This is a genomic window from Cellulosimicrobium funkei, from assembly GCF_004519295.1.
GTDB lineage: Bacteria > Actinomycetota > Actinomycetes > Actinomycetales > Cellulomonadaceae > Cellulosimicrobium > Cellulosimicrobium funkei.
The window spans coordinates 186,403-202,046 of sequence record NZ_SOZH01000003.1; the positions used below are offsets into that span (position 1 = coordinate 186,403).

General features: G+C 75.6%; 14 protein-coding genes. 8 read left to right on the forward strand and 6 right to left on the reverse strand.

All coding sequences use genetic code 11. The features are described 5' to 3' along the window. Positions 1-11: 11 nt before the first annotated feature. Together E1O70_RS03860 and E1O70_RS03865 are read left to right on the forward strand one after the other, a co-directional pair. Positions 12-1,721: a multicopper oxidase family protein gene (locus tag E1O70_RS03860; protein WP_082774444.1), complete on the forward strand. Its 1,710-nt coding sequence runs from the start codon at positions 12-14 to the stop codon at positions 1,719-1,721. Between the two features lie 142 nt (positions 1,722-1,863). Beyond that, entirely contained in the window at positions 1,864-3,243 is a 1,380-nt protein-coding gene (locus tag E1O70_RS03865) for a M20/M25/M40 family metallo-hydrolase (RefSeq protein WP_082774445.1), read from the forward strand. Positions 3,244-3,261: 18 nt separating this feature from the next. Here the strand turns inward: E1O70_RS03865 and E1O70_RS03870 are convergent, their stop codons facing one another. Together E1O70_RS03870 and E1O70_RS03875 are read right to left on the reverse strand one after the other, a co-directional pair. Beyond that, on the reverse strand, positions 3,262-4,110 hold the full coding sequence (locus tag E1O70_RS03870) for a fructosamine kinase family protein (RefSeq protein WP_061267728.1): 849 nt from the start codon (positions 4,108-4,110) through the stop codon (positions 3,262-3,264). 25 nt (positions 4,111-4,135) lie between these two features. Next, positions 4,136-4,369 carry a DUF5703 family protein gene (locus E1O70_RS03875; RefSeq protein WP_009861400.1) on the reverse strand — a complete coding sequence of 78 codons (234 nt, stop codon included), beginning with the start codon at positions 4,367-4,369 and terminating at the stop codon, positions 4,136-4,138. Positions 4,370-4,470: 101 nt separating this feature from the next. Between E1O70_RS03875 and E1O70_RS03880 the strand changes: the two genes are divergently transcribed. Beyond that, the gene (locus E1O70_RS03880) at positions 4,471-4,782 is read left to right on the forward strand and encodes a hypothetical protein (protein ID WP_034651396.1); all 312 of its coding nucleotides are present in this window, start codon (positions 4,471-4,473) and stop codon (positions 4,780-4,782) included. Positions 4,783-4,813: 31 nt separating this feature from the next. Here the strand turns inward: E1O70_RS03880 and E1O70_RS03885 are convergent, their stop codons facing one another. After that, positions 4,814-5,782, reverse strand: a complete 969-nt coding sequence (locus E1O70_RS03885) for an aldo/keto reductase (protein ID WP_061267729.1) — start codon at positions 5,780-5,782, stop codon at positions 4,814-4,816. 141 nt (positions 5,783-5,923) lie between these two features. Here E1O70_RS03885 and E1O70_RS03890 point away from each other — a divergent pair, with 141 nt between their 5' ends. Continuing rightward, positions 5,924-6,799 carry an undecaprenyl-diphosphate phosphatase gene (locus E1O70_RS03890; protein ID WP_061267730.1) on the forward strand — a complete coding sequence of 292 codons (876 nt, stop codon included), beginning with the start codon at positions 5,924-5,926 and terminating at the stop codon, positions 6,797-6,799. A 16-nt stretch (positions 6,800-6,815) separates the two neighbouring features. Here E1O70_RS03890 and E1O70_RS03895 read toward each other — a convergent pair whose 3' ends face one another. Further along, the gene (locus E1O70_RS03895) at positions 6,816-7,880 is read right to left on the reverse strand and encodes a CorA family divalent cation transporter (RefSeq protein WP_061267731.1); all 1,065 of its coding nucleotides are present in this window, start codon (positions 7,878-7,880) and stop codon (positions 6,816-6,818) included. Positions 7,881-7,999: 119 nt separating this feature from the next. On the opposite strand from E1O70_RS03895, the gene mshC reads away from it, so the two are divergent. Further along, a complete protein-coding gene (mshC, locus tag E1O70_RS03900; protein WP_061267732.1) occupies positions 8,000-9,274 on the forward strand; it encodes a cysteine--1-D-myo-inosityl 2-amino-2-deoxy-alpha-D-glucopyranoside ligase in 1,275 nt (424 codons plus the stop codon). Between the two features lie 46 nt (positions 9,275-9,320). On the opposite strand, the gene E1O70_RS03905 is transcribed toward mshC, so the two are convergent. Together E1O70_RS03905 and E1O70_RS03910 are read right to left on the reverse strand one after the other, a co-directional pair. Next, positions 9,321-10,187, reverse strand: a complete 867-nt coding sequence (locus E1O70_RS03905; RefSeq protein ID WP_021482086.1) for a PAC2 family protein — start codon at positions 10,185-10,187, stop codon at positions 9,321-9,323. A 63-nt stretch (positions 10,188-10,250) separates the two neighbouring features. After that, on the reverse strand, positions 10,251-12,173 hold the full coding sequence (locus E1O70_RS03910; RefSeq protein WP_061267733.1) for an alpha/beta hydrolase domain-containing protein: 1,923 nt from the start codon (positions 12,171-12,173) through the stop codon (positions 10,251-10,253). A gap of 283 nt (positions 12,174-12,456) precedes the next feature. Between E1O70_RS03910 and E1O70_RS03915 the strand changes: the two genes are divergently transcribed. The 3 genes from E1O70_RS03915 to E1O70_RS03925 all read left to right on the forward strand — a co-directional run bounded on the left by E1O70_RS03915 (position 12,457) and on the right by E1O70_RS03925 (position 15,626). After that, positions 12,457-13,137, forward strand: a complete 681-nt coding sequence (locus E1O70_RS03915) for an HAD family hydrolase (RefSeq protein ID WP_255218745.1) — start codon at positions 12,457-12,459, stop codon at positions 13,135-13,137. 72 nt (positions 13,138-13,209) lie between these two features. Then, on the forward strand, positions 13,210-14,388 hold the full coding sequence (locus E1O70_RS03920) for a site-2 protease family protein (protein WP_061267735.1): 1,179 nt from the start codon (positions 13,210-13,212) through the stop codon (positions 14,386-14,388). Positions 14,389-14,594: 206 nt separating this feature from the next. After that, on the forward strand, positions 14,595-15,626 hold the full coding sequence (locus tag E1O70_RS03925; RefSeq protein ID WP_228485415.1) for a tRNA (adenine-N1)-methyltransferase: 1,032 nt from the start codon (positions 14,595-14,597) through the stop codon (positions 15,624-15,626). Positions 15,627-15,644: the final 18 nt, after the last annotated feature.

Here is a 15,644-nt window from a genome sequence, read left to right on the forward strand (position 1 = left end):
GAGAAGACCCGATGACGACCACGTACACCACCCCGCCGCCCGCCGTCCCCCCGACCCCCGGGGCACCCGTCGGACCGCCCGGGCGTCGCCCGCGACGGCGGCGTGGCCCGCTCGCCCGCGTCCTCCTCGTGCTCGGGCTCGTCGTCGTCCTGTTCGTCGGAGCCGTCGCCGCGGTCGTGGGCGTCGCGTGGGCGCGCGCCGCGACGAGCACGGCGGGAGCCGTGGAGTTCACGCGGCCGCTCGCCGTCCCGCCGCGCGCGGAGTCACGCGTGGAGGACGGCGTGCGCGTCTTCGAGCTCGAGGCGCGCGAGGGCGTCGCCGACCTCGGCGCGTCCGCCCCGACCCCGACGATCGGGCTGAACGGCGACTACCTGGGCCCCACCCTGCGGGCCGCGCGCGGGGAGCGCGTGCGCGTCGACGTGACGAACGCCCTCGACGAGACGACGACGCTCCACTGGCACGGCATGCACCTGCCGTCCGCGATGGACGGCGGCCCCCACCAGATGGTCGAGCCGGGCGAGACGTGGTCGCCCACGTGGACGATCGACCAGCCCGCCGCGACCCTCTGGTATCACCCGCACCTGCACGGGCAGACCGCGAGCCAGGTGTACCGCGGGCTCGCGGGGATGTTCCTCATCGACGACCCTGCCGCCGCCGACGGCCCGGCCGCCGACCTGCCGCACGAGTACGGCGTCGACGACGTCCCCGTCATCCTCCAGGACAAGAGCTTTCACGCCGACGGGCGGCTCGACGACGCCGTCTCCTTCCTCTCGCCGGTCGGCCCGCTCGGCGACAGGGTGCTCGTCAACGGCACACCGGGGCCCTACCTCGACGTCACGACCGAGCGCGTCCGCCTGCGCCTGCTCAACGGCTCCGACTCGCGCGTCTACGACGTGGGCCTCGCCGACGGCGGCACGGTCCAGCTCGTCGGGACCGACGGTGGGCTGCTACCCGTCCCGCAGTCTGTCGAGCGCGTGCGCCTCTCCCCGGGCGACCGGGCGGAAGTCGTCGTGACCATGGCTCCGGGGCAGCGCGCGGTCCTGCGCAGCTTCCCGCCCGAGCTGGGCGTCAACCCGTTGTTCGAGCGCTTCTCGGGCGGTGACGACACCCTCGACCTCCTCGAGCTTCGCGCGGCCGGCACGCTCGAGCCGAGCCCCGACGTCCCGGGCACGCTCGGCGCCGCCGACCCCGCGGGTGCACTCGACGAGTCCGACGCCGTGCGCACCCGCCGCTTCCAGCTCGCCGGGGCCGCGATCAACGGACGCTCCATGGACATGGCGCGGATCGACGAGGTCGTCACGGTCGGCGAGACCGAGGTGTGGGAGGTCACCGGGCTCGACGACACCCCGCACAACTTCCACGTGCACGACGTCCAGTTCCGCGTCCTCGACGTCGCCGGGCAGCCGCCCGGGCCGGACCTCGCCGGGTGGCAGGACACGGTCTACGTCCGGCCGGGGCACGTGACGCGCCTGCTCGTCCGGTTCGACGCCGCCGAGGGCACGACCGACCCGACCACCCCGTACATGTTCCACTGCCACCTCCTCACGCACGAGGACCGCGGCATGATGGGCCAGCTCGCCGTCGTCGCCCCGGGCGAGCAGGCGCCGTCCCGTATCGACGTCCCCGACGGCGGCACCCATCCCGACCACGACGCCGACGCGCTCCCGGGCGACGGCACTGGGCCACGCCGCCTCGCCCACGACTCCCACGGCGGCCACTGACCCGGGGGCCGAGCGTGCGGCTACCGCCCGATCCGAGCGCCGGACGAGCGGCGACCCGTGCTCGGCCGGCGACGGACGTCCGGGATGTGAGCGGGCGGCGGGGTCGGTCGGCCGGGCCGACGGCGGCGGGTAGCGTGTCGCCATGACCGCTCCGCACCCGGACTCCCTGGCCAGCGCCCGCACCCCGGCGACCGTCGACGTCCCCTCCGGCACGGTGCCGCGGGCGGAGGACGAGGTGGTGCGGATCTGCCGCGAGCTGCTGCGGATCGACACGTCGAACTTCGGCGACGGGTCGGGCCCGGGGGAGCGGGCCGCCGCGGAGTACGTCATGGGGCTGCTGCACGAGGTCGGGCTCGAGCCGGAGCTGTTCGAGTCGGAGCCCGGCCGGGCGAGCGTCGTCGTGCGGCTCGAGGGCGCGGACCCGACGCGACCGGCGCTCGTGCTCCACGGGCACCTCGACGTCGTCCCCGCGCAGGCGGAGGACTGGTCGGTGGACCCGTTCGCGGGAGAGGAGATCGACGGCCTGCTGTGGGGGCGCGGCGCCGTCGACATGAAGGACATGGACGCGATGATCCTCGCGGTCGTGCGCCAGATGGTGCGCGAGGGCCGCAAGCCCGCGCGCGACGTCGTCGTCGCGTTCTTCGCGGACGAGGAGGCGGGCGGTGCCTACGGGGCGCGCTACGCCGTCGACCACCGGCCCGAGCTGTTCGAGGGCGCGACCGAGGCGATCAGCGAGGTCGGCGGGTTCTCGGTCGAGGTCGGGGGGCGGCGGGCCTACCTGCTCCAGACGGCGGAGAAGGGCATCGCCTGGCTGCGCCTCGTGGCGGAGGGCCGCGCCGGGCACGGGTCGCAGGTGAACGACGACAACGCGGTGACGCGGCTCGCCGAGGCCGTCGCGCGCATCGGGGCGCACCACTGGCCGAACACGCTCACGCCGACGGTCGACAAGCTGCTGCGCGGCGTCGCGGACCTCACGGGCCTGCGCTACGACCCCGAGGACTCCCGGACGATCGAGGCCCTCGTGGCCGCGCTCGGCCCGGCGTCGCGGTTCGTCGGGGCCACCGTGCGGCACACGTCGAACCCGACGCAGCTCTCCGCGGGCTACAAGGCGAACGTCATCCCCGGCCGCGCCGAGGCCGCGATCGACGCGCGCCTCCTCCCGGGCCACGAGGAGGACGGGTTCGCGACGCTCCGCGCGCTCGCGGGCGAGCACGTGCGGGTCGAGGAGATCCACCGCGACATCGCGCTCGAGGTGCCGTTCGAGGGCGACCTCGTGGACGCGATGGTCGACTCGCTGCTCGCGGAGGACCCGGAGGCGACGGTGCTGCCGTACACGCTGTCCGGCGGCACGGACAACAAGTCGCTGGCCCGGCTCGGGATCACGGGCTACGGCTTCGCCCCGCTGCGCCTGCCCGCGGACCTCGACTTCGCCGGCATGTTCCACGGCGTCGACGAGCGCGTGCCCGTCGACTCGCTGCGGTTCGGCGTGCGTGTCCTGGACCGGCTCCTGCGCACCTGCTGACCGGCGGGCGTACCGCGGTCAGGTCTCGCCGAGCAGCGCCCGGACGGAGGAGCGCAGCTGCGCGCGGTACCCGCCGCCGAACAGCACCGCGTGCACCGCGACCGGGTACACCTGGTGCAGCGCGACGCGGTGGCGCCACCCGCGCGCGAGCGGGTGGGCGGCGTCGTACGCGGCGAGGATCTCGTCGAGGAACGGCGCGCCGAACAGCGCGAGCATCGCGAGGTCGGCCTCGCGATGCCCGCCGTGCGCGGCCGGGTCGATGAGCACCGCCTCCACGGCGCCGGACGTGCCGCGGTCGGGCCCACCCCCGGGACCGGGACGGCGAGGCGCCCACAGCACGTTGCCCGACCACAGGTCGCCGTGCACGCGCGCGGGCGCGTCGTCGAGCGCGGGGCGGGCGAGGTCGGGCAGGCGTTCGGCGAGGCGGTCGAGCAGCCGCGCGTCCTCGGCGTCGAGCGCGCCCCGGTCGCGTCCCTGCCGCGCGACCGGCAGGAGGCGCGCCTCGGCGTAGAACGTCGGCCAGTCCGGCCACGCACCCGTGGGCAGCGGCAGCGGGTCGTCGAGCGGGCCGAAGAACGCCTCGCCCGACCACCCGGGCGGAGCCGCGCCCCAGGCCGGCGCCCCGGCGTCGTGCACGACGGCGAGCGCCCGCCCGAACGCCCGAGCCGCCTCGCGGGTCGGTGCGGTCGTCGGCACGCGCTCCAGGTCGAGGTGGTCGGGGGCGACGTCGAGGACCCGGGCGACGCGCGGCCCGCTCGGGACGTCGAGCCACGCCAGCCCGGCGGCCTCGCAGCGGAAGAACCCCGCCGGAGCCGCGGCGCGCGACTTCGTGAAGACGTCCGACGCCTCCGCGTGCTCGCCGCTCACCGCGCCGCTCTCACCGGGTCGTGACTCACAGGGTCGAGCTGACCCGGATGATCTTGCGCCGCAGCCAGACCCGGCGCTCGCCCCCGACGTACAGCCGGGTGCGGGCCAGCTCCCAGCGCCCGTACTCCGCCTCGTCGGTGAGGAGCCTGCTCGCGTCCGACCGGCTCGTGGAGCGGTCGATCGTCAGGACGCGGTACTCGTACTGCCCGCCGTGCGCGGCCCATCCGGACCTCCGGCGTGACGTCGGCCTCTCCTCCACGTGCCACCGTCCTCTCTCGCCTGTCTCGGTCGCGGGCCGGGTGGTGGGACCGACCCGGCCAACGAGTGCCATTGTGCCCCTCTCGGCGCTACCGTCAGGGTATGACCGCTGACCCGCGTGCCGCGCTCGACCGGTTCATCGCCGCGCTCGAAGCCCACTACAACGCCGTCGCCGCACGTCGCGGGGAGGACGACCCCGCGGTCGACGACGCCTACTACGTCCTCGGGGACGCCTTCGAGGTGTACGACGAGGCGCTGGGACAGGTGCACGGGGAGGCGACGCCGTTCTACCTCGCGGAGGAGGACGACGACGAGGACGACGAGGACGACGACGCGGAGGAGGACGACGACCTCGACGACACGCTCGACGACGACGTCCTCTCCGGCGAGCTCGAGACCGACGGCGCGCGCTGAGCCGACCGAGGCCGGCGAGGGAGGGGCGGGGTCACCACCGCTCGGGATAGCCGACGTCGAGCGCGCTCACGTCGTCGAGCGCGGCGCGCACGGCGTCGGGCAGCACGAGGTCGGTCGCGGCGAGCGACGTGCGCAGCTGCGCAGGGGTGCGCGCACCGACGACCGCGCTCGCGACCGCGGGGCGCCCCAGCAGCCAGGAGAGCGCGACGTCGAGCGGCGCGCGGCCCAGGCCCTCCGCGGCGGTGACGACGGCCTCGACGATCCCCGACGACGCGTGGTCGAGGTACGGCTCGACGAACCCGGCGAGGTGCGGGGACGCGCCCCGCGAGTCGGCGGGGAGCGAGCGCCGGTACTTGCCGGTGAGGACGCCGCGCCCGAGCGGGGACCACGCGAGCAGGCCCAGGCCCAGCGACTCGGCGGCCGGGACGACCTCGCGCTCGGCACCGCGTTGGAGCAGCGAGTACTCGAGCTGCACGGCGGCGAGGCCGACGTCGTCGGTCCCGCCGAGCAGGGTCGCGGCGCGCGCGGTCGCCCACCCCGGGTGGTTGGACAGCCCGACGTAGCGTGCGCGCCCGGACGTCACCGCGTGACGCAGGGCCGACAGCGTCTCGGTGAACGGCGTGCGCGGGTCGGGCGCGTGGACGAGGAACAGATCGACGTGGTCGGTGCCCAGGCGCGCGAGCGAGTCGTCGAGCGAGTCGAGGAGCGCGCCGCGGGACGCGTCGACCACGGGGCCCGACGGCGTGTGGCGCACCCCCGCCTTGGTGCACAGCAGGACGTCGCGCCGGTCGACCTTCGCCCCGAGCAGCGACCCGAGGAGCGACTCGGCGTCGCCGTCGGCGTAGGAGGCGGCCGTGTCCACGAGGGTGCCGCCGGCGTCCACGAAGTCCCGCAGCTGCTCGGCCGCGTCGAGCTCGTCCGTGTCCCGGGCCCACGTCATGGTGCCGAGCCCGAGCTCGGACACGCGCAGGCCGGTGCTGCCGAGGTGGCGGTTCTCCATGGTTGCCGAGGGTACCGGCGGGGGCCCGCGGGCGACCGTCGGGGCGCGCGGTCGGGGACCTGGTCGGCCCAGGTTCACCCGCTCGGCCTCGGGCCCGCACGTGCGCGGCTGCCGCGCCCCGAGCGGGTATCGTGACCGCTCGTGAACGCGTGGGAAGCCGTCCTCCTCGGCCTCGTCCAAGGCCTGACCGAGTTCCTCCCGATCTCGTCGAGCGCCCACCTGCGCATCGTCGGCGAGCTGATCGGGTCGCAGGACCCGGGTGCCGCCTTCACGGCGATCACGCAGATCGGGACCGAGACGGCGGTGCTGCTGTACTTCCGGCGGGACATCGCGCGCATCTGCTCCGCGTGGTGGCGCTCGGTGCGCGGCGACCACGGCACGGACTGGCGGGCGCGGCTCGGCCGGCACGACCACGACGCCGCGATGGCCTGGTACATCGCGCTCGGCTCGGTGCCCATCGTGCTGCTCGGCCTGCTGTTCCAGGACGCGATCGAGAACACGTTCCGGAACCTCTACCTGACGGCGCTCATGCTCGCGGTGTTCGCGCTCCTGCTCGGCTGGGCCGACCGCATCGGCGCCAAGCGGCGCACGCTGCGCGAGCTCTCGGCCGGGCAGGCGGTCGCGTTCGGCTTCGCGCAGGCGCTCGCGCTCGTCCCCGGCGTCTCGCGCTCGGGCGGCACGATCACCGCCGGCCTGCTCATGGGCTTCACGCGCGAGGCGGCGGCGCGCTACTCGTTCCTCCTCGCGATCCCGGCCGTCATGGGCTCGGGCTTCTACCAGCTCTTCAAGTCCGCGGACGAGCCGGCCCCCGGGGCCCCCGGCGCCGGGGCGACCCTCATCGCGACGCTCGTCGCGTTCGTCGTCGGGTACTTCGTCATCATCGCGTTCCTCAAGATCGTCTCGACCTTCAGCTACACGCCGTTCGTGGTCTACCGCCTCGTGCTCGCGGCGCTCGTCGTGCTGCTCCTGCTCGTGGGCGTGCTGGAGCCGGGCGGGACGGCCGTCTCGACGCCGTGACCCTCTCGGGCCGCGGTCAGAGCCAGCCGACGCGCTTGAAGACGCGGTAGAGCACGACGCAGCCGCCCGCCATGAGGGCGAGCGCGAAGGGGTAGCCGAACGCCCAGTGCAGCTCCGGCATGTTGCGGAAGTTCATCCCGTACACGCCCGCGACGATCGTCGGGTACACGAGGATCGCCGCCCACGCCGAGATCTTGCGCATGTCCTCGTTCTGCCGCACCGAGACCTGGGTCATGTGGACCTGGAGCATGTCCGAGAGCAGGTCGTCGTGCGCGTCGAGGTGCCGGTCGATCCGTTCGACCGTCGTCACGACGCGCTCGAGCATGCGCCGGTTCACCCCGAGGTGGTCGGGGACGTCCGGGTCGAGCAGCTCGGGCAGCTCCGCCGTGACGGGCATCAGGGCGCGCCGCGCCTCGGTGATCTCGCGCTTGAGGTCGTAGATGCGCTCGACCGGGTCCTCGCGCTGCTGGTCGAACACCACGCGCTCGGTGTCGGCGACGGCGTCGCCCAGGCCCAGCTCGACCTGCGAGGCGCCGCCGACGATGGCGAGGACCGCGGCGGAGACGATCCGCTGGACGGGCGAGCCGTGGGGGTCGCCGGGCGCGGCGACCTTGTCGAGCATGATCGCGTGCACGTCCGCGTCGCCCTCCTCGGCGGTGAGGACGAGGCCCGGGCCGAGCAGCGCGGCGAACTGGCCCGTGTGCACCTGGCGGTCCGACTCGGTGAACCATGCCGTCGGGGTCACCAGGAGGAGCCAGTCCGCCGCGACGCGGCGCACGTGCGCCAAGGGGTGGCGGTTGTGCCGCGCGAGGTCCTGCCGCGTCGGGCCCACCCCGGTCGTGACCTGGGCCGCGGCGTCGAGCACGGCGTCGAGGTCCTCCAGACGCGCCCAGGTCACCGTGGCGCGGGCGGCGTGCCGGTCGCCAGGCGTGTCCAGGGTGCCGGGATCGGCCGGGTGCACGCCGTCGGCGCCGGGCTCGACCGTCCACGCCGCGACGGCGCGCACGGTCGGTCGTCGGGGCGCGGGGGCGGGCGCGCCGTCGGGCGGGGTGCCCGTCCGCGGCTCGGTGGGGTTCGTCACGTCCGCATTGTCCCGCGCCCCGCACGGACCTGCCCGGTCGCCGTCGGGCGCGGCGCCGCGCCTCGCCCGCGTGCCGGACGGCGGTCCGACGGCGGCGCCCCGGCGGCTAAGGTTGACGCGTGCACAGCTGGCCCGCCCCGCAGATCCCCGAGCTCCCCGGACGAGGCCTCCCGGTCCGGGTGCACGACTCGTCGACCCGTGAGCTCGTCGTCGCCGCCGCGGGCGAGGACGCCACCCTGTACGTGTGCGGCATCACGCCCTACGACGCGACGCACATCGGCCACGCGGCCACCTACGTCGCGTTCGACCTGCTCGTGCGCGCGTGGACGGACGCCGGGCACCGCGTGCGCTACGCGTCGAACGTCACCGACGTCGACGACCCGCTGCTGGAGCGTGCCGCCGCGACCGGCGTCGACTGGCGCGCGCTCGCCGTCGAGCAGACCGCGCTGTTCGCCGAGGACATGACGGCGCTCGGCGTCGTCCCGCCCGACGTCTACGAGGGCGCGGTGGAGACGATCCCCGCCGTCGTGGACGCGGTGACCCAGCTCCTCGACGCGGGCCTCGCGTACCGCGTCCCGGTCGAGCCCGGCGCCGGTGGCACGGACCCCGGGCTGGGCGACGTCTACGCCGACCTCTCGGCCGACCGCGCGTTCGGCTCGGTCTCACGGCTCGCGCGCGACGTCATGGAGCACCTCTTCGCCGAGCGCGGCGGCGACCCCGACCGCGAGGGCAAGAAGGACGTGCTCGACCCGCTGCTGTGGCGCCGCGAGCGCCCGGGCGAGCCCGCGTGGGACGGCGGCGCGCTCGGCACCGGCCGCCCCGGCTGGCACGTGGAGTGCGCGGTCATCTCGCGCGACGGGCTCGGCCTGCCGTTCGACGTGCAGGGCGGGGGAGCGGACCTGCTGTTCCCGCACCACGAGATGTCGTCGTCGCACGACCGCATGCTCGCGGGCGGCGGTGCGCCCCGCGCGCACGTGCACGCCGGACTCGTCGCGTACGAGGGCGAGAAGATGAGCAAGTCGCGCGGCAACCTCGTGCTCGTGTCGAACCTGCGGGCCACGGGCGTCGACCCGATGGCGATCCGCCTCGCGCTGCTCGCGCACCACTACCGCGGCGAGTGGGAGTGGACCGACGACGACCTGCCCGCGGGCGTGCGACGTCTCGAGACGTGGCGCGACGCCGTGTCCGGCAACGGTGGCCCGGACGCGACCGCGACGCTCGCGGCCGTGCGCGCCGCGCTCGCCGACGACCTCGACGCCCCGACGGCGCTCGCCGTCGTGGACGCCTGGGCCGCGGAGTCGCTGCGCCCCGGTCGTGACACCTCTCGCGACGAGGAGGGCGCCCCGGGCGTCGTCGCGCGCGCGGTGAACGCCCTGCTGGGCGTCCGGCTCTGACGAGCCGCCCCGCGCTGACACCGCCGCCCGCGAGGCGGGCCGTGCGTCAGACGGTCGGGCCCTTGCCCGGGTTGCCGCGGTCGCGGCGGCGCAGGTAGCGCTCGAACTCGCGCGCGATGGCCTCGCCGCTCGCCTCGGGGAGCTCGGCCGTGTCCTTCGCCTCCTCGAGCTGCTGGACGTACTCCGCGATCTCCGCGTCCTCCGCGGCGAGCTCGTCGACGCCGTGCTGCCACGCCTCGGCGTCCTCCGGCAGGTCGCCCAGCGGGATCGGCTCGGACAGCAGCTCCTCGATGCGCGCGAGGATCGCGAGCGTCGCCTTGGGCGACGGCGGGTGCGCCACGTAGTGCGGCACGGCCGCCCAGAGCGACACGGACTGCATCCCGCGCTCCGCCGCGGCGTGCTGGAGGACGCCGACGATGCCCGTCGGGCCCTCGTACGTGCTCGGCTCGACGTCGAGCACGGCCTGCAGGCCCACGCTCTCCGACGTCGCCGTCATGGGGATCGGCCGCGTGTGCGGCACGTCCGCGAGCAGCGCGCCGAGCGTGACGACCGTGCGCACGCCGTGCTCCTCCGCGACGTCGAGCAGCTCGCGGCAGTACCGGCGCCAGCGCATGGACGGCTCGATGCCGTGCACGAGCACCACGCGGCGACCCGTCGGCGACAGGACCGCCGACGCGATCGTCGTCGTGGGCCACGTGATCTCGCGGCGGCCGTCGTCGTCGGTCGTGACGACCGGGCGGTTCACCTGGAAGTCGTGGTACTCCTCCGGGTCCAGCTCGTCGACGTCCTCGGCGCCCCACACCTCGTGCAGGTGCTGGAGGGCGGCCGTGGCGGCGCTCCCGGCGTCGTTCCAGCCCTCGAACGCCGCGATCATCACGGTCTGGCGGGTGCCCTCGGTCGCGTTCTCGGTCATCACCCCAGCCTATGCGGCCGGGCCCGACGGCGTCGGGGCGGGTTCGCGCCCGGCGTAGCCGCCTCAGCCGCAGTCGAGCGCCGGGTAGGCGACGTCGTCCGACGACGACCGCCCGTCTCCCGTGGCCGTCACCAGCGCGCTGCCCGCGTCGAGCGTGGCCGAGCGCGCCGAGAACGACTGGTACGCGGACGCGCCGGGCGCGACGCCCGCCACGGTGCGCTCACCGAACGGCGTGCTCAGCGTGACGTCCGCGGGCACCGCGCCGTCGTTCGTCGCGCGGACCGCGACGTACGCCCGCCCGGCCAGGCACCGCGGGGCGGCGGTCGCGGAGACGTCGGGGCCGTCGAGGGCGGCGGACAGCGCGAGGACGCCGAGCACGGCCGTGGTCGACCGCACGACGCTCGCCGACGCGCCGGCGTCCTCGATCGCCGTGGAGCCGAGAGCGAGCGCGTCCTGGACCAGGGTCTGCGCCGCGTCCCAGTCACGCCGGTCCGCGGCCTCGAGCGCGCGCCGCATCCGGACCTGGACCTGCGCCCCGGCCTCCGGCTCGACCGTGCCCGCGGCGACGCGCTCGTCGACGAGGTCGACGACGTCGGTGTACCAGGAGGGGTCGGCCGCGACGTCGGCACCCACGAAGCCCGCCTCCACCGCGGCACGGGTCGACGCGACGACGGCGTCGCGGTAGTCCTCGACGTCCGGGTACCAGGCCGCGAGCGTGGCGTCGTCGACCGGGCGCGAGCCGCCGTCGAGGAAGCAGAACCCGGGCCCGGCGTTGGCGCCGGAGTTGATCCGCGTCGGGACGTCCTGCTGAGCGAGCCGGACGCCGCCCAGGCCCAGGCCGCGCTCGTCGCGCACCACCTGGCGCGGCGCCTGGTCGGACAGCGTGATGGGGGCCGCCGACGGCGGGGTCGTCCCGTCCGCGACCCACGCGGCCACGTGGTCGTACACCGACGCCTGGACGAGGTGCTGAGGTACCCGGGAGCCGGACGGCTCCTCGCACGTCTGCGGCGTCCCGGGGTAGCCGCCGGGCGCGGAGCCGACGTCGCGGATCCGCAGCCGCCCGTAGTCGGTGATGAGCTTCCAGTCGCCGTGCGACGCGCCCGCGACCTCCCACGTGCGCCGCAGGTCGGTGTCGGGCTGGCGCTGCGCCGCCCCGAGGAGGTCGATCGCGACGTCGGTCTCGCTGTTGATCTTGAACACCGGCGTCTCGAGGTCGTCGCGCAGCAGGCCGCCCCCGCCGTGCAGCACGACGGCGTCGACGACCCCCGCGAGCGGGTCGACCGAGTTCACGTACGACCACAGCCGCCCCGCCGACTGCGAGTGCCCGGTCGCGACGACGCGCTCCGCCTCGAGCGGACCGAGCGGCGCCGTGCCCGCGGGGTCGCGCACCGCGGCCACGGCCTGGCTGAAGACGTCCCACGAGAGGGTGTCGTCGGTCACGGTGCCGCCGTCGGTGAGGTCGAGCGTGCCGTAGCGCTCGGGGTTCCAGGCCCGTAGGCCGGTGGGCGAGTGCACGCCCGCCCGCTGCGCCGACACCCCGACCCACGCGTAGCCCTCGCGCACCAGGTGCTCGTGCGTCTGGAACCAGTCGACCTCCTGGTCCCACTGGTTCGAGACGTTGTACCACTCGGCGATCACCGTGCCGTTGAACGTCGCGGGGTCGACGGGCCGGCGCACCACGACGCGGGTCCGGAACGCGTGCCCGGTGCTGAGGACCGTCGCGTCCGTCACGCCGTCCGCCTGGTAGCGGGTCGCCTCGCCCTCGACGAAGAACTCCTCCTCGACGTAGCCGCGCGCGGCCAGGTCGTAGTCGGTCGCGAGGAAGGGATATCCATGGGCGGGATCGCCGGGCGCCGTCGTCGCGGGCACCGGGCCGGTCACCACGGGGTCGGGGACGGCGGCGCTCGCGGGGAGCGCGGTCCCGGCGAGCACGAGCACCCCGGCGAGGGCGAGCGCGAGCGGGCGGCGGACGGGGGGTGCGGACATGGCGACTCCTTCGTCGGGCCCGACGGCGGTGGCGGGCGCTCAGCAGCCTAGGGAAGCCGGACGCTTCTGTCGACCGGCGCGCGAGTTCGGGAGCGGCGTCGCCAGAAGCCGTCGCGCGCGACCGCACGCCCAGGAACGGCGGCGCGCCCGCGGCGGAGCCGCCCGGTTAGGGTCGAGGGTGCAGGGGTTCGTCGTACGACCGTTGATGGAGACCGCTTTGCCTTTTCGCCCTGACAGCACGTCCGCAGGTCAGCGCTCTGCCGAGCGTCCCGACGCCCCGGCGTTGCCCGAGGCAGTCCTGTGGGACATGGACGGGACGCTCGTCGACACCGAGCCCTACTGGATCGCGGCGGAGCACGAGCTCGTCGCCGCGCACGGCGGCACGTGGACGCACGAGGACGCGATGTCGCTCGTCGGGAACCCGCTGCGCGAGTCGGCGCGCATCCTGCGCGAGCGCGGCGGCGTCGACCTGCCGGTGGACGAGATCGTGGCGTTCCTCATCGGGCGCGTGATCGAGCAGGTGCGGGTCGAGGTGCCGTGGCAGCCCGGCGCGCGCGAGCTCCTCACGGCGCTGGGCGAGGCGGGCGTGCCCTGCGCGCTCGTCACGATGTCCTACCGCGAGCTCGCCCAGCCCGTCGCCGAGATGGCGCCGCCGGACGCGTTCCAGGTGCTGGTCTGCGGCGACGAGGTCGAGCGCGGCAAGCCCGACCCGGAGCCCTACCTCCTCGCCGCGCAGCGCCTGGGCGTAGACGTCACGCGTTGCGTCGCGATCGAGGACTCGCCGGCGGGGATCGCCTCGGCCCGCGCCGCAGGGGCCGCGACGCTGGGCGTCGAGGCCGTGGTCCCGGTGCTCCCGGCGCCGGGCCTGAGCCGGACGCCGTCGCTCGAGCTCGTCGACGTCGCGCTCCTGGCGCGTCTCGTCGCGGGCGACGTCGTCGACCTCATGGAGGACGACGCCGCCTGAGGCGCCCGGACGGCCTGCCCGACGGTGCGCGGGCCGTCGGGGACGGACCTGCCGAGCGCATAGGCTCTCAGGGTGGACGGACCCGAACCTCGAGCACCCCGCACGCCCGCACCGGCAGGCCCGCGCACGAAGGGCTGGGTGATCGGCCGCGTCGTCGGCGCACCGGTGATCCTCACGCCGTCGTGGTTCCTCGCCGCGGCGATCCTCACGGTCCTCTTCGCGCCGACGGTGCAGCGGCTCGCCCCGCACCTCGGCCCCGAGATCTACCTCGTGTCCTTCGCGTTCGTGCTGCTGCTCTTCGCGTCCGTCTTCCTGCACGAGGTCGCCCACGCGCTCGTCGCGCGCGCCCGGGGTCAGCACGTGACCGAGCTCGCGGTGACGCTCTGGGGCGGCCACACGGCGTACTCCGGGACGTCGGCGCGCCCGCTCGACGGCTTCCTCGTCTCGGTCGTCGGACCGCTGACCAACCTGGCGCTCGCGGTCGTGTTCTGGGTGACGTTCCAGGCGCAGCCGACCTTCTCCGTGCCCGCCCTCCTGCTGTACGCGGCCGCGTTCTCCAACGCGTTCGTCGGCTTCTTCAACCTCCTGCCCGGCCTCCCGCTCGACGGCGGCCAGATCCTCGAGTCCGCCGTGTGGGCCGCGACCGGGTCGCGGACGAAGGGCACGGTCGCAGCGGGATGGGTCGGGCGCGCGGTCGCCGTCGGGGTCGTCGCGTGGGCGCTCGTGTGGCCGCTGACCTACGGCGGACGGCCGGACCTGTGGACCGTCGCCTGGGCGGCGCTCATCGGGGCGTTCCTGTGGAGCGGCGCGGGGCAGGCCATCACCTTCGGGCGCACCCGCGAGGCGGTGTCCGGGCTCACCGTCCGCAGCCTCGCGCGCCCCGCGGTCGCCGTGCCGTCCACGGCGACGGTCGGCGCGGTCGGGCGCTCGGTGGCGCTCGCGGGCGGTCCGCACGTGGTGGCCGTCCTGGTGGACGGCGCAGGCCGGCCCCTCGGGTACGTGGATCCCGCCGCGGCTGCGGCCGTGCCGCCCGACGCCGCGGAGACGACCCCGGTCGGCGCCGTCGCCGTGCCCCTGCCCGGGGCCGCGACGATCGACGCCCACGGTGCGGGGCAGGACATGCTCGCCGAGCTCTCGCGCGTCGGGCGGGACGCGGCGGTCGTCGTCGTGACCGACGGCGGCCGCGTCGTCGGCGCGCTCGAGGTCGCCCGGGTCGTCGCGGCACTGCGGGACGCCCGACGCGGACGGTGACCGGCGCGTCGTCCGCGCGCGCGACCGACCGGCGTCGGGCGCGGGGCGGGCGGCCCGTAGGATGGTCGCCCGTGACCTCCGAGCCCGCCACCACGCCCGGCCACCCGACCCCGCAGCCCGGTGGGGACGGCGCAGCCGCCCCCGCGCACGGCGCGTCCGACCGCCCCGGCGCGACGGGCGCGGACGAGCGCCGCGGCCCGCTCCGCGTGGGGGACAAGGTCCAGCTCACGGACCCGCGCGGTCGCCTGCACACCATCACGCTCGCGCCGGGCGCGACGTTCCACACGCACAAGGGCTACCTGCGGCACGACGACCTCATCGGCCGCCCCGAGGGCAGCGTCGTGCGCAACACCGCCGAGATCGAGTACCTCGCGATGCGCCCGCTCCTCGCGGACTACGTGCTCTCGATGCCCCGCGGCGCGGCGGTCGTCTACCCGAAGGACGCCGGCCAGATCGTCGCGATGGCGGACATCTTCCCGGGCGCGCGCGTCGTCGAGGCGGGCGTCGGGTCGGGCGCGCTGACGATGTCGCTGCTGCGCGCCGTCGGCGACGCGGGCGAGCTGCACTCGATCGAGCGGCGCGAGGACTTCGCCGCGATCGCGCGCGGCAACGTCGAGACGTTCTTCGGCGGCGAGCACCCGGCCTGGACGCTGTCCGTGGGCGACCTCGCCGACGTGCTCCCGACCGTCGCCGAGGACGGCACGGTCGACCGCGTCGTGCTCGACATGCTCGCGCCCTGGGAGAACCTCGACGTCGTCGCGCGCGCGCTCGTGCCCGGCGGCGTCCTCGTGTGCTACGTCGCCACGACGACCCAGCTCTCGCGCCTCGCGGAGGACCTGCGGGCCGACGGCCGCTACGCGGAGCCCGTCGCGTGGGAGTCGATGGTGCGCGGCTGGCACCTCGAGGGTCTTGCGGTGCGGCCGCAGCACCGCATGATCGGGCACACCGGGTTCCTGCTCACCGCACGGCGCCTCGCGGACGGCGTCGCGCCGCCCGAGCGCAAGCGCCGCCCGGCCAAGGGCGCGTACCCGACCGACGCGGAGCAGTGGTCGCCCGAGGAGCTGGGCGAGCGCCCGGTCTCCGAGAAGAAGATCCGGCGCGTGCGGCGCGACGTCGGCCAGGGCCCCGAGCAGACGACCGGTCCGGGCGCCGAGCAGAGCACGGACCGTGGCGCGGAGCACGGCGTGCAGCAGGGCGCGGACGAGGCCGGCGGGGCGCCCGACGTGTCGGGCGCGTGACGGTCCGGTAACGATCGG